19 protein-coding genes are annotated in these 25,294 nt (G+C 71.5%); 6 read left to right on the top strand and 13 right to left on the bottom strand.

Going from position 1 to position 25,294, the window contains the following annotated elements:
• Window positions 1–139: 139 nt before the first annotated feature.
• The 3 genes from CAP_RS19005 to CAP_RS18995 form a co-directional block, all read right to left on the bottom strand.
• On the bottom strand, window positions 140–2,536 hold the full coding sequence (locus tag CAP_RS19005) for a hypothetical protein (RefSeq protein WP_044242989.1): 2,397 nt from the start codon (window positions 2,534–2,536) through the stop codon (window positions 140–142).
• Between the two features lie 180 nt (window positions 2,537–2,716).
• The gene (locus tag CAP_RS19000; RefSeq protein ID WP_044242988.1) at window positions 2,717–5,047 is read right to left on the bottom strand and encodes a hypothetical protein; all 2,331 of its coding nucleotides are present in this window, start codon (window positions 5,045–5,047) and stop codon (window positions 2,717–2,719) included.
• A 326-nt stretch (window positions 5,048–5,373) separates the two neighbouring features.
• Window positions 5,374–5,640 carry a hypothetical protein gene (locus CAP_RS18995; RefSeq protein WP_044242985.1) on the bottom strand — a complete coding sequence of 89 codons (267 nt, stop codon included), beginning with the start codon at window positions 5,638–5,640 and terminating at the stop codon, window positions 5,374–5,376.
• Between the two features lie 284 nt (window positions 5,641–5,924).
• On the opposite strand from CAP_RS18995, the gene CAP_RS18990 reads away from it, so the two are divergent.
• Complete coding sequence (locus tag CAP_RS18990; RefSeq protein ID WP_044242983.1) at window positions 5,925–6,560, top strand: glutathione S-transferase family protein; 636 nt, start codon at window positions 5,925–5,927, stop codon at window positions 6,558–6,560.
• A gap of 55 nt (window positions 6,561–6,615) precedes the next feature.
• Here the strand turns inward: CAP_RS18990 and CAP_RS18985 are convergent, their stop codons facing one another.
• On the bottom strand, window positions 6,616–8,040 hold the full coding sequence (locus tag CAP_RS18985; RefSeq protein WP_044242981.1) for an aldehyde dehydrogenase family protein: 1,425 nt from the start codon (window positions 8,038–8,040) through the stop codon (window positions 6,616–6,618).
• 91 nt (window positions 8,041–8,131) lie between these two features.
• Here CAP_RS18985 and CAP_RS18980 point away from each other — a divergent pair, with 91 nt between their 5' ends.
• Window positions 8,132–9,103 (top strand): LysR family transcriptional regulator, encoded by a 972-nt coding sequence (locus tag CAP_RS18980; RefSeq protein WP_044242979.1) that lies wholly within the window; start codon window positions 8,132–8,134, stop codon window positions 9,101–9,103.
• Between the two features lie 41 nt (window positions 9,104–9,144).
• Here CAP_RS18980 and CAP_RS18975 read toward each other — a convergent pair whose 3' ends face one another.
• Window positions 9,145–10,026: a hypothetical protein gene (locus tag CAP_RS18975; protein ID WP_197041252.1), complete on the bottom strand. Its 882-nt coding sequence runs from the start codon at window positions 10,024–10,026 to the stop codon at window positions 9,145–9,147.
• A gap of 1,181 nt (window positions 10,027–11,207) precedes the next feature.
• On the opposite strand from CAP_RS18975, the gene CAP_RS18970 reads away from it, so the two are divergent.
• The 3 genes from CAP_RS18970 to CAP_RS18960 all read left to right on the top strand — a co-directional run bounded on the left by CAP_RS18970 (window position 11,208) and on the right by CAP_RS18960 (window position 14,459).
• Window positions 11,208–12,881, top strand: a complete 1,674-nt coding sequence (locus tag CAP_RS18970; protein WP_052375491.1) for a DNA methyltransferase — start codon at window positions 11,208–11,210, stop codon at window positions 12,879–12,881.
• Window positions 12,882–13,085: 204 nt separating this feature from the next.
• On the top strand, window positions 13,086–13,790 hold the full coding sequence (locus CAP_RS18965) for a hypothetical protein (RefSeq protein ID WP_044242975.1): 705 nt from the start codon (window positions 13,086–13,088) through the stop codon (window positions 13,788–13,790).
• 339 nt (window positions 13,791–14,129) lie between these two features.
• Window positions 14,130–14,459: a hypothetical protein gene (locus CAP_RS18960; protein ID WP_156040931.1), complete on the top strand. Its 330-nt coding sequence runs from the start codon at window positions 14,130–14,132 to the stop codon at window positions 14,457–14,459.
• On the opposite strand, the gene CAP_RS18955 is transcribed toward CAP_RS18960, so the two are convergent.
• From CAP_RS18955 to CAP_RS18940, 4 genes are all read right to left on the bottom strand, one after another.
• On the bottom strand, window positions 14,456–15,517 hold the full coding sequence (locus CAP_RS18955) for a tetratricopeptide repeat protein (RefSeq protein WP_044242969.1): 1,062 nt from the start codon (window positions 15,515–15,517) through the stop codon (window positions 14,456–14,458). The genes CAP_RS18960 and CAP_RS18955 overlap by 4 nt on opposite strands.
• Window positions 15,498–16,982: a serine/threonine-protein kinase gene (locus tag CAP_RS18950; RefSeq protein ID WP_231511561.1), complete on the bottom strand. Its 1,485-nt coding sequence runs from the start codon at window positions 16,980–16,982 to the stop codon at window positions 15,498–15,500. The genes CAP_RS18955 and CAP_RS18950 overlap by 20 nt, the downstream gene beginning before the upstream one ends.
• Before the next feature lie 34 nt (window positions 16,983–17,016).
• Window positions 17,017–18,735, bottom strand: coding sequence for a hypothetical protein (locus CAP_RS18945; protein ID WP_052375490.1), 1,719 nt, complete (start codon window positions 18,733–18,735; stop codon window positions 17,017–17,019).
• 70 nt (window positions 18,736–18,805) lie between these two features.
• Window positions 18,806–19,951, bottom strand: coding sequence for an MBL fold metallo-hydrolase (locus CAP_RS18940; RefSeq protein ID WP_231511560.1), 1,146 nt, complete (start codon window positions 19,949–19,951; stop codon window positions 18,806–18,808).
• Window positions 19,952–20,217: 266 nt separating this feature from the next.
• On the opposite strand from CAP_RS18940, the gene CAP_RS50585 reads away from it, so the two are divergent.
• Window positions 20,218–20,637, top strand: a complete 420-nt coding sequence (locus CAP_RS50585; RefSeq protein WP_044242968.1) for a hypothetical protein — start codon at window positions 20,218–20,220, stop codon at window positions 20,635–20,637.
• A gap of 190 nt (window positions 20,638–20,827) precedes the next feature.
• Here the strand turns inward: CAP_RS50585 and CAP_RS18930 are convergent, their stop codons facing one another.
• From CAP_RS18930 to CAP_RS18915, 4 genes are all read right to left on the bottom strand, one after another.
• On the bottom strand, window positions 20,828–22,084 hold the full coding sequence (locus tag CAP_RS18930; protein WP_044242965.1) for an MFS transporter: 1,257 nt from the start codon (window positions 22,082–22,084) through the stop codon (window positions 20,828–20,830).
• Window positions 22,081–22,944, bottom strand: coding sequence for an alpha/beta fold hydrolase (locus CAP_RS18925; protein WP_052375489.1), 864 nt, complete (start codon window positions 22,942–22,944; stop codon window positions 22,081–22,083). The genes CAP_RS18930 and CAP_RS18925 overlap by 4 nt, the downstream gene beginning before the upstream one ends.
• Window positions 22,945–23,105: 161 nt before the next feature.
• Window positions 23,106–23,840, bottom strand: a complete 735-nt coding sequence (locus CAP_RS18920; protein WP_231511559.1) for a TetR/AcrR family transcriptional regulator — start codon at window positions 23,838–23,840, stop codon at window positions 23,106–23,108.
• A gap of 69 nt (window positions 23,841–23,909) precedes the next feature.
• On the bottom strand, window positions 23,910–25,277 hold the full coding sequence (locus CAP_RS18915) for a serine hydrolase (RefSeq protein WP_081865029.1): 1,368 nt from the start codon (window positions 25,275–25,277) through the stop codon (window positions 23,910–23,912).
• Between the last annotated feature and the right edge of the window lie 17 nt (window positions 25,278–25,294).

Below are 25,294 nucleotides of genomic sequence, written 5' to 3'. Positions count from 1 at the left end.
CCTCTTCCGGCTTGTTGACGCCACGGTCAGTAACTGTCGCTGCTTGTTGACCTCTCCGTCAACAAGCAGCCCACCTCCGACCTCAGGACCCGTCCTCCGGCGCCGTTCCTGGCGTTCCTGGCACCCTTGACCGCGCTGATCAGCCTCCCTCGCAGGCCACGAACAGGTACGACGGCTCCACCGGCGCTCCGTTGCCCACGAACCGGATCTGCCACGACTGGTAGGGGGCGCAGGCGTCGAGCGTCTTCTGCACCACCTCGGGCGACCCCACCCCCTGCTCCGCGTCCACGTAGCACCAGCCGTGTAGGACCTCCCCGTCGGGCGTCTGCACCGGCTCGACCGCGTCCGACTGGCACGCCGCGAGCGCCTCCCCCTCGAGCTGCTCGATCTCGCAGAAGCAGTTGAACTCCGGCGTCCCGCTCGGCGCCTGGCCCGGCGCCCATGGCAGCACCGCGGCCTCCTCCAGCGCTGGCGACAGGAACACCCGCCCGCGCGCCTTCGTGCAGGTGCAGGCCTCCGGGGAAGACAGCCCCGACCGCGCCTCGATCACCGCGCAGGAGACGTGACCATCCGGCTCTTGCGCGAGCTTCGGCGCGAGGCACCCGCTCGACTCGTAGATCACCGTCATCCGGTCGAGGATCGCCTGCACCACGGGCGTGAAGCCGAAGTCCGCCCGCCCCGCGTCGGTGAGCTGGGCCGGGCATATCGAGGCCGTGATCCCCTGGTCCCCGAGCGCCTTCAGCAGCTCGAGCTGGCGCAGCCCCGGGTAGGCGCTCCCCTTCACCCGCAGCGTCCGCTCCCCACCATCGGCGGGGTTCGGCGCGCAGAGCGGGCTGTCGTTGTCCGGGGGGCAGGTGCACCCTGGCAGGCCCGTCTTGCAATCGACAGGCTCCGCCAGATCGAACGCGCAGGCGAACTGCAGGTCATCCCCGCGGTCGGCGCGCTCCGATCCGTTGATCGGGTTCAGGGTCATCGTCCCGGGGGGCGTCACCGCGTCTCCCGTGATCGGGTTCGCTCCCGAGCGCGGCGTGGTCGACTCGCGCATGAAGGGATCCGCGGGCGCCTCCCGCATCGCGGGGTCCCCGACGACGATGTCCCACGTCGTCCGCCCGTCGCTCCCCTTCCTCGCGAGCTCTTCGGCGTTCTTGAGCCCCTGGGACAGGTCCGCGGGATCGCGCGCCAGGTCTTGCCAGGGCACGCCCACGATCCCCGTGAAGAAGATGTTCTGCGCGCTCCGGACACCCATCTCCGCGTCTGCCGGATCCAGGTCCAGGAAGAGCGGGTTGGCGACGATCTCCCCCGCGCGGTTCTGGATGGTCGGGCTCGTCAGCGCCTGGTGGTAGCGCGAGATGGGGTAGAGGTAATCGACGCCGAACCGCCGCTTCTGGTCGAAGCAGCGCAGGTTGGGGTGATCGCTCAGGAAGTGCACCAGGTGCGCGACCCCCTGCGCCGGATCCCCGTTCACGAAGCAGGTCGGATCCATCGGGCACGCCGCCGGGGACTGCGCGCACGACGCACAGCACGGGTCGTCGGGATCGGACGCGCACTCGCTCCGCGGCCTCGGCATGGTGATGTGTTGATTGTCCACCACCCCCCCATGCGCCACCAGGTAGGCGCGGCCGCCCTCGCGTATCGAGCAATCGTTCTCCTCGGAGAGCAGCACGATCATCACCGTCGACCCCGGCCTCAAGAAATCGGCCCGCTGCTGGAGCAGCGCCTCGTCGAGCCCCTGCGGCACCGCCTCGCCGTCGATCACGGGGATGGTCTCGTACGGCTCCGGATCGACCAGGAACCTGTACCAGCTCTCGAGCTGCGACTCGAACCCGCACCCGCTCACGCCCACGCCCTGCACCAGGTCCGTGAGCACCGGGATCAGCGCCGTCACGTTCCCGTCCCCCGCGGAGTCCACCTCCAGATCCGCCTCCCCGTCGCCCGGCCCGGTCACGAAGGGGCTTCTTCCGAGCTTCTGGGCCGGATCCCAGGCGAGGAACCCCTTCCCCTCGTACGTCTTCTCCGCGAGATCGTTGCCGAGGCCGGTGTGCGCCGAGCGCGCGAGAAGGTGTCCTCGATCGTCGTTCGACGGTGACCCTTCCCGCGAGCAGAAGCTGCCACCATGGCCCCCGAGGCTGGTGCTGATCACCCCCACGTGGACGTCCTTGAACCGCGTCCGCTCCCGGTACCCACCGGCCGGGCAAGGATCGAACGGCCCCGCCGGCTGCGTGGCTGCCGGAGTCCCCTCCGCGTCCTTGCACGGCGGGTTCAAGAGCCTCGTCATGAGCTGCGGGATCGCCTGCGCCAGGAGCTGCTGCGCATCCCCCATGCCCCCGGAGTTGTCGATGGTGAAGAGCAGATCGAGCTGCTCCTCGGAAGTGCGGTCCCAGGTCCCCTGGGAGGTGATGATGGCAAAGGGACCGGTCGGCGCGGGCTCGCCCGAGCATCCGGAAGCCGCGACCGGGAGCGCGAGACCGCACAGAGCTGCGAGCCGCGCGGGACGAGACCACGCGCGCGCATCACGCTTGAGGAGAGGTGTCTTCATGCGGGCTGTGCAGTGCAACGCACGGACCGCCGACTGGATCCGCGAAACACCGCGCGATCGTGGGTGGCTGCGCCTTCCGCTCCGTCAACCCCGTTGCGGTCGGGGATTGCATGGGCAACCCACGTTGGCACTGCTGCGGTTGCGGTCGAGGATCGCTGGGCAGCGCCCGCGGCCGGGACGTCACTTCGTGATGCAGGACAGGGCCACCACCGACGGCTCCGTGGGCGCCCCCTGGCCCACGAACCGGAGCGCCCGCTGCGCACCTTGCATGCAGGAGGCGGACAGCTCCGGCGCTCCCACCCTTTGGTCGGCGTCCACGTAGCACCACCCGTGGACGGTCTCCCCGCCCGCGGTCTGCACCGGCTCGCTCACGTCCGACTGGCACGCCTGGAGCGCCTCCCCCGTGAGCTGCGCCATCTCGCAGAAGCAGTTCGGCGCCTCCAGCGCGGTGGGGAGCTGCGCGTCTGACTTCAGCCCCTCCACGAGCGCCGCGCCGGCCTCCGAAACCTCCCGCCGTCCGCGCGCTTCCGCGCAGGTGCACGCCCCGGTGACGTACCGGCCCTCGACCATCGTGCACGAGACCTGCCCCTCGGCCTGCACCTTGAGCGGCGACTCCAGGCATGTCGACGTGTACGGGATCCCCAGCAGCCGATCGAGCATCGCGTCCACCACCGGCGCGTACCCCACATCGGCGCGCGCCGCGTCGTCGAGCTGCGCCGGGCACACCGACCCGGTGATCCCCTGGTTGCCCAGCGCCCGCAGGAGCTGGAGCTGCCGCAGCCCCGGGTAAGCCTTCCCCTTCACCCGCAGCGTCCGCTCCCCGCCGTTCGCGGGGTCCGGCGCGCACAGCGGGTTGTCGTTGCCGACGACGCACTCGCAGCCATCGGGGTTCGCCGCGCAGTCGACGGCCTCGGGCAGATCGAAGATGCAGGCATACTGCAGGTCAGACTGGACGGCATCGTTGTGTTCCGACCCGTTGATCGCGTTCGGTGTGGTCGACCCGGCCGGCCTCATCGCGTCTCCCGTGATCGGGTTCGTGCCCGAGCGAGGCTCGATCGACTCGCGCATGAAGGGATCGCGGGGGCCCGTGCTCGACCCCGCGACCCCGAGGATGATGTCCCACGCCGACCGCCCGCCGGCGGCCTCGTTGTTGAGCTCCAGCGAATCCTTGAGGCCCCTGGAGAGGTCCGCGGGATCCCGGGCCAGGTCTTGCCAGGGCACGCCCACGATCCCCGCGAAGAAGATGAAGGAGCGGGTGCCCCGGTCCGCATCGTCCGGATCGAGATCCAGGAAGAGCGGGTTGTCGACGATCTCCCCCGCGCGGTTCTGGATCTGCGGGTTCCTCAGCGCCTCCTCGTAGCGCGAGAGCGGGTAGAGGTAGTCGACGCCGAAACGCCGCTTCTGGTCGAAGCACCGCAGGTTCGGGTGGTCCGCGTAGCTCGGCACCGTGTCGATCCCTTGCGCCGGGTCGCCGTTCACGAAGCAGGTCGGGTCCTCGGGGCACTCCGGCGGCGACTGCGCGCACGACGCGCAGCACGCGTCTCCCGGATCGAACGCGCATTCGTTCCGGGCCCGCGGCATCCGGTACGCCGAGCCGTCGTCCTGCTGGATCTGCGCCGCCAGGTAGGCGAGGCCGCCCTCGCGCATCGAACAGTCATTCTCGTCGGAGAGCTGCACGATCAGCACCGTCGACCCGGGCCTCAGGAAGTCGGCCCGCTGCTTGAGCAGCGCCTCGTCGATCCCCTGCGGCGTCGCCTCGCCGTCGACCACGGAGAGGGTCTCGTACGGCTCCGGATCGACGAGGAACCGGTACCAGCTCTCGAGCTGCGCCTCGTAGCCGCACCCGATCTGCCCCACGCCCTGGACCATCTCGGTGAGCACGGGGATCAGCGCCGTCGTGTTCTGGTCACGCTCCGAGTCCGCCTCCAGATCGATCTCGCCGTCGTCGGCGCCGGGCGAGAACGGCTCCCCGTCCAGCTCCTGGGCCGGGTCCCACGCGAGGAACCCTTTCCCCGCGTACGTCTTCTCCGCGAGGTCTCCGTCGAGTTCGGGCGACGAGCGCGCGAGCAGGTGACCCCGATCGTTGTTCGAGCGCGTCGCCGCGTCCTCCACCTGGCACGAGTCCGACCCGTGCCCCCCGAGGCTGGTGCTGATCACCCCCACGTGGATGTCCCTGTACGCGAGGCGCTCCCGCCAGGATCCGGCCGGACAGGGATCGAACGGCCCCGCAGGCTGCGCGGCCACCGGCGCCTCTGCGCCATCCAGGCAGGGCGGGTTCGTCAGCCCCTGGAGGAGCCTGGGGATCGCCGCCGCGAGGATCTCCTGCTTCTCCTTCATGGATCGGGAGTTGTCGATGGTGAGGAGCAGATCGAGCTGCTGCTCGTGGGCGAAGAGGTTGCCGGTGAAGACGTTCTCTCCGGGGACCTCGGGGGCGGGGTACAGCTTTCGATCGTCCCCGCATCCGGCGACGAGGAGCGGGAGTGTCAGCCCGCAGAGCGCCGCGAACCGCATGCCTCGTGTCCTCGAGGAGCCACCGCGCCAGGGGAGGGAAAGTTTCATGCAGGCCGCGCTTTGCAAACCGCGAACCGCCGCACAGGTCCGTGTAACCCCGCGGATTTCTTGGGGCTCTCCCGCCGTACCGTCAATGATGGTTGCCACCACGCAGGGCATGGACAACCTCGGTTGGCACCCCGGGGGCCGTTCCGCTCGGGGACCCGAGGCCCCAGCCGACCTCGCGGACGACGCGCCCACCACGCCCGAACCGCGGCGTCAGCGCTCAGGCCCTGGAGGGCGCTGGAACGCGCTGGAACACCGCGGCTCGGGGAACAGGGCCGCGCTCACGCCTTGGCGGCGCTCTCCGGATAGACGCAGTAGGGCGACTCGGCGTGCGCCTGGCCTCCCACCCTCCCCTTGCTCGACGTCCTGTAGGTCAGCCTGACGAACGACGCCCGCGGCTGCACCGAGCGCGCGTGGACCACCTTCCCGGTCTCCTTCGCGAGCTTCGTCGCCGCGCGCCGCAGCGCCCGCAGATGTTTCACCTCGATGGTCCTGTGTGACTGCGAAGCCGCGAGCCCGGGATCGCTGACGTAGAGCTTGACGCGCATGCGAGAACAACCGTCCTTTCGTTCCCCCGTGTCCGGAGCACCTTACACGCCCCTCTCCGGCCCTCGCTAGGCGCAGCGCAGCTCTCCGGCCCACGATCTCACCTGAGGCCGACTGTCGTTCCGCGGTGAGTGAACCTCACCATGCTGCACCGAACGCTCCGGGCCCGAATCTGCGGGAATTCTCGCCGGGAATGCTCGCCGGGAAACGAGCGCGCCTTCCCTGGATTCAGCCCTCACCGGATGGGCGATGCCCCCGGCGCCTCGGGGGAGTACAACGGTCGGCCATGATCACCCTCTACACGTTCACCACCCCCAACGGCCGCAAAGTCTCCATCATGCTCGAAGAGCTGGGCCTCCCTTACGAGGTCAAGACCGTCGACATCTCCAAGGGCGAGCAGTTCGACCCCGCCTTCCTTGCCATCTCCCCCAACAACAAGATTCCCGCCCTCGTCGACGACGAGGCCGAAGGCGGCCGCATCGCCCTCTTCGAGAGCGGCGCCATCCTCACCTACCTCGCCGAGAAGACCGGCAAGCTCCTCGCCCCCTCAGGCCCCGCCCGCTACGAGGCCATCGCCTGGCTGCACTGGCAGATCGGCGGCCTCGGCCCCATGTTCGGCCAGCTCGGGTTCTTCGGCGTCTTCTCCAAGGAGAAGATCCCGACGGCCATCAAGCGCTACGCCGACGAGGCGAACCGCCTCCTCGGCGTCATGGAGAAGCGCCTCACCGACAGCGCCTACCTCGCGGGCGACGAGTACTCCATCGCCGACATCGCCACCTACCCCTGGGCGGTCAACTCGCGGACCTTCCTCGGCGAGTTCCTGGCCGAGAGCGTCGCGCAGAAGCCCGCCGTGCAGCGCTGGCTCGACGCCGTGGGCGCCCGCCCCGCCGTGCAGCGCGGCATGGCCGTCCCCAAGGTCTGAGGGCCCCCCTGGGCAGGACGTCTCGCCCTGGGTTTCCCTGGAGCGCCGTCTGCGCTCACGCTCCAGGGCCGAGGATCGCCTTCGGTTCCAGGAACGACTCCAGGCCGAGCACCCCGAACTCCCGCCCGATCCCCGACTGCTTGAACCCCCCGAACGGCGCCAGGGGATCGTGGTGCAGCCCGTTGACGAGCACCCTCCCTGCCTGGAGCCGCATCGCGACGGCCCGCGCCCGCGGCACGCTGGCCGAGAACACGTAGGCCTGCAGCCCGAAGTCCGAGTCGTTGGCGAGCTGGATGGCCTCCTCCTCGCCCTCGTAGGTGAGGATCGCCAGCACCGGGCCGAAGACCTCCTCCCGCGCGATCGCCATCTCGCTCCGGACGTCGGCGAACACCGTCGGCCTCACGAAGTAGCCGCGCGTTAGCCCCTCGGGCCGTCCTTCCCCGCCGGTCACCAGCGTCGCGCCCTCCTCCAGCCCGAGGCGGATGTAGCGCTGCACGCGCGCGACCTGCGCCGCGCTGGCCAGCGGTCCCAGGGTCGTCGCCGGATCGCGCGGATCCCCGACCTTCATCGCCGCCACCCCCTCCCGCACGCGCGCCAGGACCTCCGCGAGCCGCGCCCTGGGCACGAGGAGCCGGCTCCCCGCGATGCACGCCTGCCCGTTGTTCTGGAACGCCGCCTGCAGCGAAAACGGCACCGCCTCGGCGAGGTCGGCGTCCTCCAGCAGGATCGTCGGCGACTTGCCGCCGAGCGCCAGGCTCACCCGCTTCAGGGTCCCCGCCGCCGCGCGCAGGATCGCCTTGCCGGTGGCGGTCGACCCTGTGAACGAGATCTTCGCGACGTCCGGGCTCTCGCTCAGCGCCCCTCCGACCTCCTCCCCGCGCCCGGCGACGACGTTGAACACCCCCTCCGGGAGCCCGGCGGCGTGGAGCGCCTCGGTGACGATCTGCGTCTGGAGCGCGCTCATCTCGCTCGGCTTGATCACGCACGTACACCCCGCCGCCACGGCCATGGCGAGCTTGCTGCAGAGGGATCCCGCGCTGCTGTTCCATGGCGTGATCAGCGCCGCGACGCCCACGGGATCCATGACCACCGTCGACGCCCCGACGCTGCGGGAGAGCGCATACCCCGCCAGGGTCTCCGCCGCGTCCTGGAAGGCCGACGCGGCATACCGGGCAGTCCACGACGCCCGCGCGTACGGCCCGCCATACTCCGCGAGGGTCGCTTCGCGCAGGTCGTCCGCGCGCGCGAGCACCGCTTCCTGGAGCCGCCGCAGCATGCCGAGGCGCTCCTCCTTGCCCGTGCGCGAGAACACCGGGAAAGCCCGCTTCGCCGCCGCGATGGCGCGCCGGGTGTCCTCCGCGTCGCCGAGACGCGCCCGCCCGATCACCTCCTCGGTGGCGGGATTGATCATCTCCACCGTCTCGGTCCCATGGGGCTCCACGAAGGCCCCGTCGATGTAGAGCTGCTGGATCTCGCGCATGGCTCGCCGCCTCCGTGCCCAGAACCTACGGACCTGGGTTCCCCCTGAGAAGCTGGACACCGCGGGATGCCGCGTCCTAGAAACCGGGACAATGCACCGCACGGGCCTGGTGGAGCTGGAGGCCGTCCTCGCCGTGGCCAGGCGCAAGGGATTCCGCCCCGCCGCCGCGGAGCTGGGGATGTCCACCTCCGCCCTGAGCAGCGCCGTCGCCGGCCTGGAAGCGCGCCTCGGCGTGCGCCTCTTCCACCGCACCACGCGCAGCGTCTCCCTCACCGAGGCCGGCGAGCAGTTCGTCGCCCGCATCGCCCCCGCGCTGGGCGACATCCAGGGCGCCATGGAGGCCGTGAACAGCCTCCGCCAGACCCCCGCGGGCACGCTGCGCATCAATGCAGCCCTCGGCGCCGCGCGCGCGGTCTTCGCCCCCATCGTCCTCGCGTACCTCCGGCGCTACCCGGCCATGACCGTGGACATTGTCACCGAGGGCCGGATGATCGACATCGTCGCCGAGGGCTACGACGCCGGCATCCGCCTCAGCGAGCACGTCCCCCGCGACATGGTCCGCGTCCCCCTCGGCGGCGACCTGCGCATGGCCATCGTCGCCTCCCCGGACTACTTCGCGACGCATCCTCCGCCCCGCGTCCCCGCCGACCTCGCCGCCCACGAGTGCATCCGCGCCCGCCTCCCGAGCGGCGCCCCCTCCCGCTGGGAGCTCGCGCACCACGGCGAGACCCTGCACCTCGACGTCCCGGGCCGCCTGATCCTCGATGCTCCCTTGCTCATGCTCGACGCCGCGCGCGCCGGGATGGGCGTGGCCCTGCTCGCCGAGTGGTACGTCGCGAAGGATCTCGCCGCCGGGCGCCTGGTCCGGGTGCTCGCGGAGTGGACCCCGCCATTCCCGGGGCTCGCGCTGTATTACCCGGCAGGTCGTCACCTGCCGGCTGGGCTGCGCGCCTTCATCGAAGTGATTCGCGAGGTCAATGGCAGGCGGGAGGGGAGGCGCAAGGGGGAGGGGAGCAGCAAGGGGGAGGGGAGCGGCAAGACCGCGCCCCGTCGCCGGGCATAGCGGCGTGGCCGCACGCGGCGGCCACCGTTCTCGACACCTGATCAGCGCGCTGAGGCGAGCTGGGAGCGGAGCTGCGCGCGCTGCTTGTTCAGCGCCGCGACCGCCTTGTCCATCTCGACGAGCGCCGCTTCCTGCGCGGCGCGCGCGTCGGCCTCCTGCTGGGCCTCGGCCTCCGCGGCCTGCACCTCCACGAGCCGCGCCTCCAGCTCCAGGACCGCCTGCCGGTTCAGCTCCAGCTCGGCCTGCACCGACTCCACGGTGTCTTCCTCGCTGTCACGGCGCTGATCCGCCAGGAAGAAGCGGTCGGCGAAGTTGGGCGGCAGCTCCTTGTGCTCGTGGGGCAGCTTGGAGAGCTGGCCGTACACGTCCTTCCTGGCGGCGTTGAGGCGGTCGAGCCACTCCTGTCGCTCGCCCACGTCGCGGAACTCCCGCTTCGCGTGGAGCGCGGCGTCCCGCGCCGCCTTCACCGTATCCGCCTCGGTGAGGAGCGCCGTCAGCTCGGACACGAGCGCCGTCAGCGCCGCGTGGTTGCTCTTCGTCAGCGACAGCAGCCACTTCTTCATGGTGTCGAGCTGGTCCCCCAGCACGGGCCGCGTCGTCTCGTTGAGGGCCTTCGGAAAGTAGTGCAGATAGAGCCCACTCTTCCGATCGTTTCCCGCGAGGTCGAGCAGCGTCGTGGAGAGCCTGCCCGCGAAGGCGTCGAGCTTCGCGTCGACGCGCACCACGAGCGCCTGCGCTTCGGCCACGGCCTGGGCGTGCTCGATCTCGTGCACGATCACCTCCTTGCCCTCGTCGCACAGGGCCTCGAAGAGCGCCACGTAAGGCGCCCCGTGCGGGTACGCCTTGAGCTGGCTGGTGGTGAACGTGGGGTGCGGCATGAGGGTGATCATTGCCGTGGATGACTTCAACGTCCTGAGTGCCATGGGATTGCCTCCAGCAAACGGCCCGGCGGGTTGCGTTCAAAGAAAAGGGTGCCGGGCCGCGAATGCCTATTTAGCGATGGACCATTGCGGTGCAAGACCGAAACGTCACGTCGTTGACGAATCGCAATCGCACTTGGTGGCGCAGAGGTTGCTACAGCGGTGTTTAACGAATGCTTCGCGGTGACGCGCTGACCACGCGTCGGCGCCATCCGGACCTCGTATTCGTTGCGGCCGCAATGGCCGGCCACTGGCCGGCCAGCAGATCACCCCGTTGAATTGATTCGGCAAAGTGCTGGCCGGCCCTCGCCCCGCAGGAATGCGTCACGTGGGTAGGGGTCGGACATCACCCCCGCCGAAGCGGGCGTTGCGGGGCCCGACGGCACCACCGTTCCGGTAGGCCGCAACACGAGCGTGGTGCGACGCCCGGGGAGCCTCTGGCCGCGGAGAGGTCCCGTCGGAAGCAGAGGGCGCCGCGGTGCTGCGTGGAAGGGGTGCTGTCGGAAGCAGAGGGCGCCGCGGTGCTGCGTGGAAGGGGTGTCGTCGGCCGCCAACGGCATCGTGTCTGCCGCGGGAGAGGTACGGGGGTCGCCGACGGACCCTCGCCCCTGCGGGAAGAGGTACGGGGGCCGTCGTCAACGCTTCATCCACGGCGGGAAGGGGTACGGCGGGTCTCCGACAGCGCCCTCTCCCCGCGGGAAGAGGGGCGGGAGGCGCCCTCCGACGGACGCTCCTCCGCGCGCGAGAGGCATGCGGAGGCGCCGACGCGTCCTCTCCCCGGGGGAGGAACGGAAGCAGCTTCCCGACCGTACCCCTTCCCCGTGGGAAGAGGGGCGGTGACGCTCCAGCAGCAGGCCCCCCCGCGCGAGAGGACGCTGGCAGGGGAGGCGACGCACGCATTCCCGCAGCGGGCATGGGACCGTCGGACACCGACCGCACCTCTCCCGCGAGGGCGGAGGAAGTTCCGGCTTCCTCCTTCACGCCTCCAGACCTGGGCCCCGCGGTGCCGGTTTCCTGCGCGTCCTCTCCCCCGGGCGACAGGGCGCCTGCGGCCAGCGAGGTGACCTCGGCGCCGATGCAGGTCGGGCACCTCGGCTCCCCGCGTGACCTCTGCGGACGTCGCACAGGGCAGAGACTGCAGCTTACTGGGCCAGGGCGCGGCGCGGGGCGCACGATCGCGCGCCATGACAGGAAAGCGCGTCCCCGGGGGGCAGGACCGGGCGCGGCAGGGAACGCTGTATTACGGCGACAACCTCGACGTCCTCCGGCAGCACGTGCCGGATGCGTCCGTCGACCTCGTTTACCTCGACCCCCCGTTCCAGAGCGGCAAGAACTACAACATCATCTTCGAGTCGCGGGAGGGCGCCAAGGCGGCAGCCCAGATCCAGGCGTTCGAGGATACGTGGACCTGGGGCCTCGAGTCCGAGGCCGCCTACCGGGAGATCGTCGACCGGGGCGACCAGCTCGCCATCACCACCCGATCCCTCCGGCAGTTCCTCGGCGAGAGCGACATCATGGCCTACCTGTGCATGATGTCGCTCCGGCTCGTCGAGCTGCGCCGGGTGCTCAAGCCGACCGGCTCGCTCTACCTGCACTGCGATCCGACGGCGAGCCACTACCTCAAGGTGCTGCTCGACGCGCTCTTCGGCCCCGCGTGCTTCCGGAACGAGGTGATCTGGCGCTACCGGCGCTGGCCGACCGTCGCCCGGCAGTTCCAGAAGATGCACGACGTGCTGCTCTTCTACAGCAAGGGGGCGAACGGCGAGCAGAAGTTCAACACGCTCCACGGCTACGAGTCCCTGGCCCCGTCGACCCTGAAGACCTTCGGCACGAAGAAGCAGCGCGCCGACTTCTCATCGGGGCACCGCAAGCCGGGCGTCGTCGACGAGGAGACGCTCGGGCCGCCGCTGTCCGACACCTGGGAGGTCGGCGTCATCGCCCCCGTCGCCAAGGAGCGGCTCGGCTACCCCACCCAGAAGCCCGAGGCGCTCCTCGAACGGGTCGTCCGCGCGAGCAGCGACGAGGGCGACGTGGTGCTCGATCCCTTCTGCGGGTGCGGCACGGCCGTGGCGGTGGCCCAGAGGCTGGGGCGTCGCTGGATCGGGATCGACATCACCTACCTCGCGATCGGCCTCGTGAAGCACCGGCTGATCTCGTCGTTCGGCGCCGGAGCGGCGTTCGCGGTGGTGGGCGAGCCGAGCTCGGTGGAGGACGCGAGGCAGCTCGCGGCCGACAACCCGCACCAGTTCGAGCTGTGGATCCTCGGGCAGGTGGGCGCCCGCCCGGCCGAGAAGAAGCGCGGGCCCGACAGGGGCATCGACGGGCGGCTCTTCTTCCAGGACGACCCCGGACGCGACGGCAAGACGAAGCAGATCGTCATCTCGGTGAAGGCCGGCAAGGTGATGCCCGTGCACGTCCGGGAGCTGCGCGGGGTGCTGGCGCGAGAGGAGGCCGAGATCGGGGTGCTGCTCACGATGCACCCGCCGACGCGGGAGATGGTGAAGGAGGCCGCGACGGCAGGCTTCCATGCTTCGCCCTGGGGGCGGCACCCGCGCATCCAGATCCTCACGGTGGCGCAGCTCCTCGCGGGGCAGGGCATCGACTACCCGGCGCCGCGGTCGAGCAACGTGACGGTGAAGCGGGCCCCGGCTGCGGCGCGGCCGCGGGGCGAGACGCTGCCCTTGCCGGGGTTCGAGGCATCGCCGGTCGCGGGTAACGACGCTGACGTGGAGACGGCGCCGGAGCCGACCTTGCCGATGCCGGGGGTTGTCGCGGCGAAGCCTCGGGGGCCCCGGAAGCTCGCGAAGACGCGGCCGATCACGGCGGCGGGACCGGCGATAGCGAAGCGGGGCCGGTAGCGCGAGGGGGCGACGTCCGGCCTCACTCGATTGTTTGATCGAGCCAGTGTGCTCCTGCGCAGAGCGTCGCGACACGTCTTTACCTGATCCAAGGAACGGCTTAAGCCCGCAGCCAGCAGGGACCTTCCGACCGTTCGGCGCCAGGGCAGCCCGGGCTCCGCGGTGACCTGAAGCCGCAGCTTCGGGCAGGAGAGCCCTCCCTGCATGGAGCGGATCATCTCGATGGACCACGGAAAGCAAGCGACTTCCCGCACCCTGATCGATGTCCTCGAAGCCCGCGCGGACCAGGACCCGTCGCTGCGCCTGTTCACGTTCCTCGCGGAGGGTGAGCGCGAAGAGGACACGCTCACGTCCGCCGAGCTTGCGCAGCGCGCGCGTGCGGTCGGTGCGTGGCTCGACGCTTCAGGCCTCTCCGGGCAGCGGGTGCTGCTCCTGTTCGAGCAGGGGCTCGCCTTCATCTCGGCCTTCTTCGGCTGCAGCTTCGACGTGTCGTTCTTCGAGCTCTTTGCGCCGCTGGTGTGTGGCGGCTGCATCCTCCTGGTCCGTGACGCCCTCTCGCTGCACACGCTCGGCGACACACCGGCACCCAGTTTGCTGGTGACCGTTCCCTCCGCGGTGCGCGCGCTTCTTGAGCGAGGGGGCTACCGCGCACGCTTCGAGGCATCAACCTCGCTGGCGAGGCGCTGGACCGAGCCACCGTCGACGCCATCTACCGCACGACGTCCATCGATGTGGTCCGCGACCTTTATGGCCCGACCGAGGACACCACGTACCGGGCGAGGCGAGGCTGGTGGCGTACGTGGTGGGCGGCGGTGCCCTCGGTCGGGGAGCTGCGCGCCTACCTTGCTGCCAGCCTCCCTGGCTACATGGTGCCGGCGGCGTTCGTGGTGCTTGATGCTTTGCCGCTGACCCCCAATGGCAAGGTCGACCGCAAGGCATTGCCCGCGCCGGAGCTGGAGCGGGCGGCGCTGTCCGCGGGCCACACCGCGCCGCGCTCTCCCGCATTCACGCGCGCGTTGCAGATCTCCACTTCCGAGCATCCCGCGCCCACCTGCCTCTTGCCGCTGCGCCGCACGGGGGCTGAGTGCCCGCTCTTCCTCACCCCGCCGCTCGGCGGAATGGGCCTCGCCTACCTGGCTCTCGCGCGTTCCTTGCGGCCTACCTTGCCGGTCTGGACCTTTGAGCAGTCCGTGCTCGATCAGCTCTCCTCTCCTCATCGAGCGTGGACTGGAGCGGTTGGCCGCGGCCGTGGTCGACCAAGCGGGAGACCTGGCGCCGACGACGGGCCTCATCGATTACCTGCGTCAGCTTCTCCTCACGGCGGAGAAGAGCAGCCACATGATGGCGTCTTGGCAGGTGCGTCCGGTCGAGGTGCCCGTCACTCTCCTGCGTGCCTCGAACGACACCGACGGCGCGCCCGACCTGGGATGGAGCGAGGTTCTGGGTCGACCGATCGAGCTGGCGATGGTCCCCGGCGACCACCTCAGCATGGTGCGAGCGCCGCTCGTGCTGACGTCGGCGCTGTGCATCGAGGCGCGGCTCGACCCACCGGAGCGTCGCCCGGGCGGAGGGCGCTAGAAACGGCCCAGCACGAGGACACCGCCGCTGCCCTGGCCGACGGCGGGGGCCACCGTGAGCCGCGCCGCCTGGGGCTTGTCGTCGCCGCCTCCGAGGGAGCTGACGAAGAGCGCGACGCCAGCGGCGATCCCGGCGCCTCCGACGATGAAGCCGAGGGTGGAGACGGTCGCGGCCTTGCTGGCGTCGTCGGTGAGCGCCACGCCCTCGGCGTCGCAGAGGGTCTCGGTCCGGCAGTGCTCGTCGCGGGCCTTGCTCCACCGGGAGCTGGCGGTGACGCCGAAGACCGAGCCCACCACCACGCCTGCGAGGCCGATGCCGCCGGACACGAAGGCCAGGGTCCGGCGCGTCGAGGCGCCGCTGTCCGAGGAAGCGCTGGGCGCATCGGGCAGGGGGCCCGACGTGCCGGCGGAAGGCGCCCCTGTGCCGGCAGGTGATGCGGCTGTGGCGCCAGCAGGGGCGTCGGCGAGCGCCGGGATCGCGACGGTGAGCGTCTTGCCGGGGCCGGCGGAGGTGACCTCGGTGGTGAACGGGGCCTTGCCGGGCGCGGTGACCTCGATGGCGTGCTTGCCGGGGTCCACCGGGAGCGCCACGCCCCAGGCGGCGTCGTCCACGAGCACGCCGTCGCGCTTCACCACGAGGCCGGGGACGGGCGCTTTCACGGCGAGGGTCATGCGTTCGAGCTGGGGCTCCAGCTCGGTGGCGCGGCGGGTGGCCTTGGCCTCGCGGTCGTCCTGGGCCATGCGCCGGGCCATGTCGGCGGCCTCGCGGAAGGCGGCCCAGGCGCTGGCGGTGCGGCCGGTGCGGGAGAGGCAGTCGGCGAGGTTCCAGAGGGTGCCGTAGCCCGGGTCGAGGCGCTGGCTCGCGGCGAACTTGGGGCAGGCCTCGGGGAGCTTGCCCTGGGCGACGAGGTCGCGGCCCTCGCGGAAGAGGGCCTCGGCGGCGGCAGGATCGGCGGCCATCTGCGCCCACGCCGTGCCTGCGGGGAGGGACAGGAGGGCGGGGAGGGACAGGAGCGCGGCGAGGCACGCTGCGGCAGGGTCACTTCCTCGACGTTTCATCGTCACTCCTCGGAGGGGGGGCGCCGTTCGGTTTCGGGGTGGGTTTTCGGGTCGGGGCGCCGGAGGGCGTCGTGGACTTCTTCGTCGGGGTTCCTGCGCCCTGCGGGGTCGCGGCGGGCGCGGCAGCGGTCCCCGCGAGAGATGGAGTCGTCGAGGCTGCCGCGGAGGATGCGTGCGCCGAAGCCGCGGGAGGGGCCGTGCCTCCTCCCGCGGTGTCGGCGGGGGTGACAGTGGGCGTGAGCGGCGTGAGCGGCGTGAGCGGCGTGAGCGGCGTGGGCGGCGTCGGCAGCGAGGGAGACGCCGTGCCGGGGGGGAGCGGCGTCGCGTTGCCGGCGGGCGCGGGCCCTCCGGACGGAGCGTCGCCGCGGACCACCCAGTACACGGAGGCACCCGCCACGGCCGCGACGGCCAGCGCGCCCGCGAGGAGCCCTCCGATGCGCGCGCGCGCGCCGCCCCCGGGTCGGCTTCCGGGGGTGGAGAGCGTGGTCGCGGACGCGGTCGCGAGCATCTCCGGCGGGGCCCCACGCGACGCGACGAAGGACCGGGTGGCCGCGGGGAGGGGGACGAGCATCGCCTCGGTGATCTCGTGGCCGTGCGGGAGCAGGGCGCGCAGGGCGGAGGCCATCTCGCCCGCGCTCGCGTGCCGGGATGCGGGGGCGATGGCGAGGGCCCGGTGCACCACCTGCGCCACTTCGGGCGGCACCCAGGGCGCCACCTCCTGCAGCCACGGCGCGGGCGTGCTGCAGAGGGTGATGATCAGCTCGCCGAGGGCCTCGATGCCCTCGTTGGGGCGGCGCCCGGAGAGGCACTGGTAGAGGGTGACGCCGATCGACCAGAGATCGCTGCGGGCGTCGACGAGGCCGCGGCCACGCGCTTGCTCGGGAGACATGTAGAGGGGCGAGCCGAGCATGGCGCCGGTCTTGGTGAGGCCGCCGTCGCCGAGGGTGGGCTCCACAGTCTTGGCGATGCCGAAGTCGAGCAGCTTGACGATGCGGCCGCCGCCGGGCTTGCGGGCGAGGAAGAGGTTCGCGGGCTTGATGTCGCGGTGGATGATGGCCGCGGCGTGGGCGGCGTCGAGGCCGAGGCAGGCCTGGTGGGCGATGCGCAGGGCGAGGTCCACGGGCAAGGGGCCGAGGCGTTCGAGGAGGGCCTGCAGGTCCTCGCCTTCGAGGAACTCCATGGCCATGTAGGGCGCGCCGGTGTCGCGGTCGCGGCCAGTGTCGAACACCTGGGCGATGTGCTCCGACTCCACGGCGCCGACGGCGCGGGCCTCGCGGAGGAAGCGGGTGAGGTGGATGTCCTCGGGCGCGGCGTGGAGGATGACCTTGAGCGCCACCCGGCGGCCAGTGCCGGTGTGGCGGGCCTCGAACACCGCGCCCATGCCACCTTTGCCGAGGAGCCGGACGACGGTGTAGCGATCGTCGAGGGTCTTGCCGAGCAGCTTGTCGGTCATCCTGTACGTCATCGCCTGAGTTCCACTCGCCTCGGCTCCAACCGCCTCAGTTCCAGGCGCGTGCGACGAAACCCTTGTAGGGGAAGCTCTCGCGGGTGCCTGCGAGCAGGAGCCTGCCACCCGAGGTGAGGCCGAGGGTGCTCAGCACGCCCTCGGCGCCCAGGTAGAGGGCCTGCACCCCGCCGGTGCCGAAGGTGGGGTCGAGCGCTCCGGTGCGGAGGAAGCGGGTGAGGAGGGGTCCGGCGCTGCTGTTGCCGCCGACGACGATGCGGCCGTCGAGGAGCACCGCGAGGCCCGTCGCATGGTCGCTGCCGGCGTGCGGCGCCGTGGTGAGGCCGCCGCTGCCGAAGGTGTCGTCGAGCGTGCCGGAGGCATCGAAGCGCAGGACCAGGTAGTCCGACGCCCCGCCCTGGTCGGTGCCGCCCGCCACCACGATGCGGCCCTCGGAGGCGAGCGCCAGGGCCACTGCGTACTGGTTGCCAGGCCTCGCGACGCGGGCGATGCCCCCGTCGCCAAACGTGGGGTCCAGTGCGCCGTCCGCCGTGAGCCGCAGCAGCACCACGTCCCGGTCGCCGGCACTCTCCACCCAGCCCGCGATGAGGGTGCGCCCCGCCTGATCGATGACCAGCGCCTCGCCGCTGCTGAACGTGCCGCCGAGGTTCGGCACGATCCAGCCGTTCGGCGCGGCGAATGTGGGGTCGATCGCGACGAACTGGGGGACGAAGCGCGCGGCGAAGAGCTGGCCGTTGCGCTGCCCGGCGACCACCACCCGCTCGTTCGCGGTGAGCTCTGCGGTGAGGGCGTACTCGTTGCCGCCGAGATCGATGGTGATGTTGCCCTCGTCGCCCCCCACGCTCTCTTCGAGGCCGTCGTCTCCCAGCCGGAGGAGGGCGATGTCGTCGGTGAACCCCGAGCCCCGGTTGCCGAAGCCGACGAGGAGCACGTTGCCGTTGAGCTGGCGGAGGGCGGCGTGGGCCTGGTGATCCCTGGTGCACTGGCAGAAGGTGGCGCGGGTGTAGCCGTTGCCGCTGAAGCTCGGGTCGAGGGTTCCATCAGCGAGGAGGCGGGCGCCCTCGAAGCTGCCCGCGCCCAGGCCGTTGTAGCTGTTGGCGGCGACCAGGATCTTCTCGCCCACCGTCTCGCGGACCTGGTTCACCAGGCCGCCGTCGGAGTTCAGCGTCCAGGCGGTGATGCCGCCCGCGCCGAAGGACATGTCGAGCGTCCCGGGCTTGCCGGTGACGTGCGCCTGCACGGTGTCCGTGCGGGTCCGCGCGCCGGCGTTGGCGACGAGGGTGAGGGAGAACACGGTGCCGAGCACGAGGGGGCCCGAGGCTCCGACCTCGAACTGGCCCACGCTGCTCCCCGACGGGATGGTGAGCGGCACCGTGACGAGCCCGGGCGGGGCGCCCTGCGCGGTGACCTCCACGGACTCGTCGAACCCGCCGTAACGGACGATCTCCACGTCCACGTAGGTGGTGCCTTCATAGGGCACGTCGATCTCGGAGGCGGGAATGAGGAGCACGAAGTCCGTCTGGGCCTGGCCCCCTGTGCCACCCGCGCCACCCGCGCCACCCGCGCCGCCCGCGCCGCCCTCGCCCGCATCGCCGCCCTGTCCGCTGCCGCCGCTGCCCGCCGGATCGAGGGAGACGTCCTCGATGCCGAGGACCACGGCACAGCCGAGCGCGCCGGAGAGGCCGGAGGCCCCCGCGGCGACGATCAGACCGCAGAGCGACGCCAGCGCGCCTCGAACCCGCTTCAAGCTCACGTGTCCAGGTTACCGCAGGTGCGGTCACGGGTCAGCGGAGGTCGCGCGTCTCACCAGGATGGGCTGGGTGTCAGGCGCCCGTGGGGTGGTCGAGCGGCAGGTCCGTCGGCGCGGGCGGAGCGGGCGGTGCGGTGGAAACGTCCTTGCCGGCGGCGAGGACCTCGCGCCACCAGGGGGTCGGGCCCTCGACGTGCTCGGGCTCGATGGCGGCGCCGAGGCGAGGGGTGAGGATGCGCTGGCGCTGCGCGGTGGCGAGGGTGAGCAACGTCTCGGCGGGCTCGTCCCAGGGGTGCAGGCCGAGGTTGAAGGTGCCCCAGTGGACCGGCAGGAGGGTGCCACCGCCGAGCATCTCGAAAGCCTTGAGGGCGTTCTCGGGGCCGAGGTGGATGCCGCCCCAGCTCGGGTGGAAGGCGCCGACTTCGAGCATCACCAGGTCGAAGGGGCCGTGGGCGCGGCGGATGTCCTCGAACTGGGGGGTGAGGCCGGTGTCGCCCGAGAAGAAGACCTTGCGGCGCTCGGAGGCGATGACCCAGGAGGACCAGAGGGTGGTGTTCCTGTCGCTCATGCCGCGCCCCGAGAAGTGCTGCGAGGGGGTGGCGGTGAGGTGAAGGCCGGCGATCTCGGTGGACTCGCCCCAGTCGAGCTCGATGATGCGCTCGGGCGCGATGCCGAGGCGTTCGAGGTGCGCGCCGACGCCGAGCGAGGTGACGATGGGGACCTGCTTGCGGGCGAGGGCCAGCATGGTGGTGCGGCAGAGGTGGTCGTAGTGATCGTGCGAGAGGATCACGGCGTCGAGTGCGGGGAGCTCGTCGATCGTCGCGGGGACCTCGTGGAAGCGGCGCGGCCCGGCGAACCTGACCGGGGAGGCGCGCTCGCCGAAGACGGGATCGGTGAGCACGCGGTGGCCGTCGAGTTCGAGGAGCACGGTGCTGTGGCCGAGCCAGGTGGCGCGGAAGCCGGTCGACGGGGGCTTCTCCCAGGTGGCGTGCGGCCGTTCGAGGGGGAGGGGTCCCGGCGGCCTGCGCTGCACGCCGCGCGCGAAGTACTCACCGAGCAAGGGCCAGGGGCTGCCCTTGAGATCGGGGCCGATGCCGGTGGGGTTGCTGAAGACGCCGTTGGCGAACTGCCGGGAGGCGTACACGCGCTCCACGCGCAAGCCGGCCGAGCGCCGGGCCGCAGTCATGATCGCGCCGGAGTCGTCGGTGCGGCAGGTCATACAGGAAGGTGTAAACAGCCCCGGGGGGCGGTTCAACCCCCGGGACCACCGACGTAGCCCTCGCAGGCGGGGTGAGCAGATGTGGGGGTGGCCACGGCAGCGAGGGAGCGCAGAGGTCCCGTGAGGCGCGGGGGAGGCCACCTTCTTGTCATGGCTGAGGCGATGGAGTACCCGCGCCATGCAGCACCGGATCGTCCGGTGTGCCGGCGGATGGTCTCTCGCTCTGGAGGGGCACCGCCCGATGCTCGTGCTTACGGGAGCGGTTCATGAAGAAGATGCTCGTGACGTGTGCCATGGTGTTCCTCGCCGCATGCTCCAAGGAGGCGGGGACGGAGGGCACGCAGGACTCGGCGAAGCCCGGGAGCACCACGGCGGCCAAGCCGGCGGCGGCCCAGAAGGGTCTGGAGCCCGGCGAGGTCGTGGTGGGCTACCTTCAGGTGCCGGACGACGAGGCGCAGTGCGCCCTGCTCCCCGTGCCGGAGGCCGAGAAGGCCAAGTTCGACAGCGCGAAGATCAACGAGCTGGCCGGGGTCCTCAAGGCCAAGGTGGTCACCTCCTGCCCCACCGACAACATCGTCGGTACCTGCAAGGCGATGGGGATGCTCGTGAACTACCAGGGCCCGAAGTACACGAAGGAGACGGCCCAGGCAGACTGCGCCAAGGGCATGGGCAAGTGGCTCGACTGATTCCCACGGCAGGGGCTCGCGCCCCCGCCCCCCGTCGAGCAAAGCTCGTCGGGGCCCCCCACTCCGCGATCCACCCGTAGTCTCCAGAGCGTGTTGCCGCTTCGGGCCTGGCGCCCGTCGCCTCAGGAAGCGCACCATGTCCCCGGCCACATGCTCGCGAGCGTGAGGCGCGCGGCGGGGCCGCTTCCGCTCAGCGCTTCCAGCGCACCCGGGCGACGAGCCAGATAGAGGCGAGCGCCGCGAGCGCGAGGGCGCTTCCCACCAGACCCAGCGCCGAGAAGGCATCAGGCGCGAACGCCGAGCCCCACGAGGAGGGCAGGGTCACAGACCCGGCGCGCTTGAGCGCTTGCCCGCCGAGCGCGGCGCCGAGCGAGCTGCCGACGTAGATGGCGGCGCCGTGGAGCGCGAGGAGCACCGGGGCCTTCTGGAGGTCGAGCGCGGCGAGGCGCGCTTGCTGGGGGACGTGAATCGACCAGCCGAACACGCTCCAGATCCCGATCAGCGCGCCCGTGGCCACGAGGGGCAGGTGGACGACGGTGAGCACCGGCATCAGGGCGAGCTGCGCGAGGGCGGCGACGACGAGGGAAGGCGTGGGGCCGATCCGCTCGGTGAGGAGCCTGCCCAGAGAGTTGCCGAGGAAGGCGCCGACGCCGAAGACGAAGAGCATCAGCGTGACGCCGTTGCGGCCGAGGCCGTGGCGCGCCTCCAGGAAGGGCGCGAGGTAGGTGATCATCACGAACGCGCTCCCCACCGAGAAGGCCGTGAACGCGATGGCCCAGAGGAAGCGGGGCGTGGCCAGCACGGCGCGCAGGGTGCTCACGGAGGTGCGCGGGACGTTCAGGCCGCGGGGCACGAAGCGGCCGAGGACCAGGGCGCCGCCGAGCGAGAGCAGGGCGACGAGGCCGAAGGCGACCCGCCACCCGAGGGCGTAGCCGATGAAGGCGCCGAGCGGCACGCCGAGGGCAGGCGCGAGGGTCATGCCGCCGAAGACGAGGGCGAGGGCGCGGCTGCGCTGGGCAGGCTCCACGGTGGCCACGGCGACGGCCGCGGCGACGGGGGTGACGAGCCCGCCGCCGAGGGCCATGACCACCCGGCCGACGAGGACCAGTCCGTAGCTCGGGGCGAGCCCTGCGAGGGTCGCGCCCGTGCTGAGGAGCGCGACGCCGGCGACGAGGACGTGGGCGCGATCGTGCTTGCCCGTGGCCGCCACGAGGAGGGGAGAGGTGAGGGCGTAACTGACGGCGTAGGTGGTCATCAGCAAGCCCGCCTCCGCCTTGCTGAGGGCGAAGGCCTGGGCCACCGGGGAGACGATCCCGATCACCAGGAACGCGGTGAGGCCCACGGCGAAGTTGGCGAACGCGAGGAGGACGAGCAGCGCCCGCGAGGAGACCACGGGAGCCACGCGCGCGTGGTCTGCGGGGGCCGCGAGGGGCAGGCCCTGGCTCACGAGGAGGCCTCGCGTCCCTCGGTGGGCTTGGCGGAGGGAGCTTCGTGCCGGGTGAGGTGCTGGAGGATCGCGGCGTTGACCAGCGGGGCGTGGGTGATGGGGCCCATGTGCCCCACGTCCGGGAGGATCTCGAGGCTTGCGGCTGGCAGGGCCGCCGCGAGCTTCCGGAGGATGCGGCCGGCGAAGGCCGGGGAGCGCGCACCGCCGAGGAGGAGGGTGGGCGCCGTGATGGTGGCGTAGGTGGCGAGGGGGGTGGGGTCGTCGACGAGGCCGAAGACCTCCTGCGAGAGCTTCCAGCGGACGCTCCGCAGCGCCTTCTGCGTCTCGGCGTTGAGCACGTGCCACGCGCCGGGGCCGTTCCAGCAGTCGATGAACCGTTCGAGCCACGCGTCGCCGGCCTCGTCGCCGGGCTCGAGCACGATCGGGACCGGCGGGATGTCGTCGCGCTCTTCCGGCTCCAGGACGCCGAACGCGACAGGCTCGAAGAGGGCGAGGGTGCGCACCGTGCCGGGGCGTCTGAGCGCGAGCTGGAGCGCGAGGTAGCCGCCGTACGAGTGCCCCACGAGGTGGACCGGTGCGGCGAGGGTGTCGATCAGCGCCTCCAGGGCGGCGAGGTCCTGCCGCAGGTGGAACGGCTCGCCCTCGGGCCAGGGGCCTGTCGCCCCGTAGCCGAGCAGATCCGGGCTGATCACCAGGTGCGAGGGCGAGGCGTCGGAGGCGAGCTTGCGCCACTGGCGCGAGGTGAAGCCGCCGCTGTGGAGGAGCACGAGCGGATCGCCCGCCCCCGCTTTGCCGTGGGCGAGCACGTGCCCCCCCGCGGCTGTCGTCTCGTCCGAGCCCTTCGCGTCACGCTGGTTCATGGTCCTTCTCTCCTTCCAGGCTCACGGCGCACCTTTCCCGTCGCGCGCACGGGCGCCCGCCGGGGCGCGCACGAGCGCCCACCAGGACGCCCCTGGCTCAGGGCGTCCCACCTCTCGACGATCTCACTTCCCGGGCACCTGCGACGGCAGATGCGCTGCGCTCACGTCTCGTGACTCTGTGGTGACCCTGGTGCGCCAGGCGCAGCGGCAGCGCGCGACCTGGCGGCGTGATCTTCGGGGCGCTGCGCGCCGAGCACCCCGTCGAAGGCGAAGCGCAGGAAGGCGTGCAGGGGCGCGGTGCTCTTCTGGATCCGCATCGAGAGGAGCGCGCCCTCCCAGCTCGACAGGATGAACTGCGCGAGATCGCCCGGCTCGGCCTCCGCGCGCACCTCGCCAGCGCGCTGCGCGGCCTCGATGCAGGTGGCCATCCGCGCGGTCCAGGTGTCGAAGTGAGCCTGGAGGCGGGCGCGGATGATCTCGCTCTGGTCGCTCATCTCCAGGCCGAAGTTGCCGAGCAGGCACCCCCGCTGGCAGCCGTTCGCCTCGAAGAAGGCTGCCCGGTCCTCGAAGTAGCCGCGGAGGCGCGCGCGCGGCGTGCCCGCGGGGTCCTGCATGCGCGCCTCGAAGAGGGAGAAGACACGCTCGAAGAAGCGGTCGACGACCAGGAGGGCGAAGGCTTCCTTGCTCTCGAAGTGGTTGTAGAAGGTGCCCTTCGGCGCCGAGGCGCGCTCGACGATCTCGGCGACGCCGGTGGCGTTGTACCCCTGCGCGTGCATGGCCAGGAGACCGGCCTTGAGCAGCTCTTCACGCCCGTCGGCCCGCGGGGGACGACCCCGGCCGCGGCGCGACGGAGGCGCAGGTTCCCCGTCGGTCTGATTTTTACTTCGACCGGTCACTAATTCATACCTAGGCCTCTCCCCGGGGTCCGTCAACCCCGAAGGAGCGCCCCTTCCATCACTGACGCGTCACTGACTGCGGAGGGCGGAGAGCATCTGGCCGTAGATCCCGAAGACCCTGGTCTCGTCGATGGGCTTGTCGTTGTTGAGGGTCACCACGACGCAGTGGGTGTGCCCCTTGCCGGTGACCCGGGTGGTCAGGTTCAGCACGCCGGGCTCGGAGCCTCCCTTGTAGGCGACGCGCTCCCAGTCCCTGGCCCTGGCGACGCCGGGGTTGATGGAGAAGAGCGGCAGGTCGTGGACCTTGTCCATGAGCGCGCACAGCTCGCGGGCCGAGAAGTCCCACTCCACGTCCTCGATGGCGGTGGGGCCCTCGGGGAAGGCGTCGACCGGCGGGAGGGGCCGCTTGTCGATCTCGGCGAGCATCGCGCGCCTGGCCACCTCGTCGCCCTTGCGCCACTTCCCGAGGAGCGCTTCGCCGCCCTTCGACTTGAGCACGAAGGTCTGGCGCGTGGTCAGGAACGGGCGCGCGTGCGGCGCGAGGGGCTCGATGGCCGCGCGCCCTAGCAGGGAGATCAGGGCGTCGGTCGCGGTGTTGTCGCTCCGCGCGATCATCAGCGCAGCGAGAGACTGGAGGGTGAGCATGCTCCCGGCCGGCCACTCCTGGAGCAGGCCGGAGGGCAGGCTGCGGTGCTCGGGATCGAGGGTGATGACGTCCTTCCAGGTGCGCTTCCTCGCGTCCACCTGGCCGCGCAGCGCGGCGAGGACGGCGAGCTTGAAGGCCGAGCCGACGGCGAGGGGCTGGTCGGCGCCCTCGGCGATGCGGTCCTTGCCGTCGGTCGTGACGAGCACGTGGCGCTTGCCGGGGAGCGCGGCGAGCGCTTTGAGGGCACCATCAAGGTCCGCTCTCTCGATGTCGGGCTGCCCGAAGAAGAGGGTGGTGAAGCGGCCCTCGGCGTCGATGCGGGCCCTGGTGGGGACCGTGCCGCGGGCGAAGCGGGTGACGTAGCTGTGGTCCGCGGCCACCGTGACGGAGACGAACGCGCCGATGTCGTCACGGAGCTGCTTGAGGACGCCGTCGATGACGCTCGGGGGGACCTTGGCGAGGAAGTCCGGGGAGAACCATGCGGGCTCCGCGCGCGGGGCCGAGAGGAGCCGGCTGAGGGCCTCCTCGGGCGCCTTCGGGAGAGGCGCGTTCACCGCGCTCTGGGAAGGCGCTGCAGGTGGGGCGGCCGGCGTGGCCTGGGTCGTCGCTGCGGTTGGCGTCGTTGCCGGAGGACAGCGGGGCTCCGCCGCCGGGGGTGTCGCCGAGGCGCACGCGGTGAGGGCGAGGAGCGAGGTGAGCGCGACGGCGCGGGCGGTGCGGGGAGCGCGGACAGAGGCGCTGACACGAGGTGCGTGGCCGGAGAGGGCGGGTTCCCGGGCAAGGCTATCCATGGCCCGGGACTGTACCC

This window comes from Chondromyces apiculatus DSM 436, from assembly GCF_000601485.1.
Lineage (GTDB): Bacteria > Myxococcota_A > Polyangia > Polyangiales > Polyangiaceae > Chondromyces > Chondromyces apiculatus.
The sequence above is the reverse complement of the archived record's forward strand: the minus strand, read 5'-3'. Positions and strand labels throughout refer to the sequence as shown.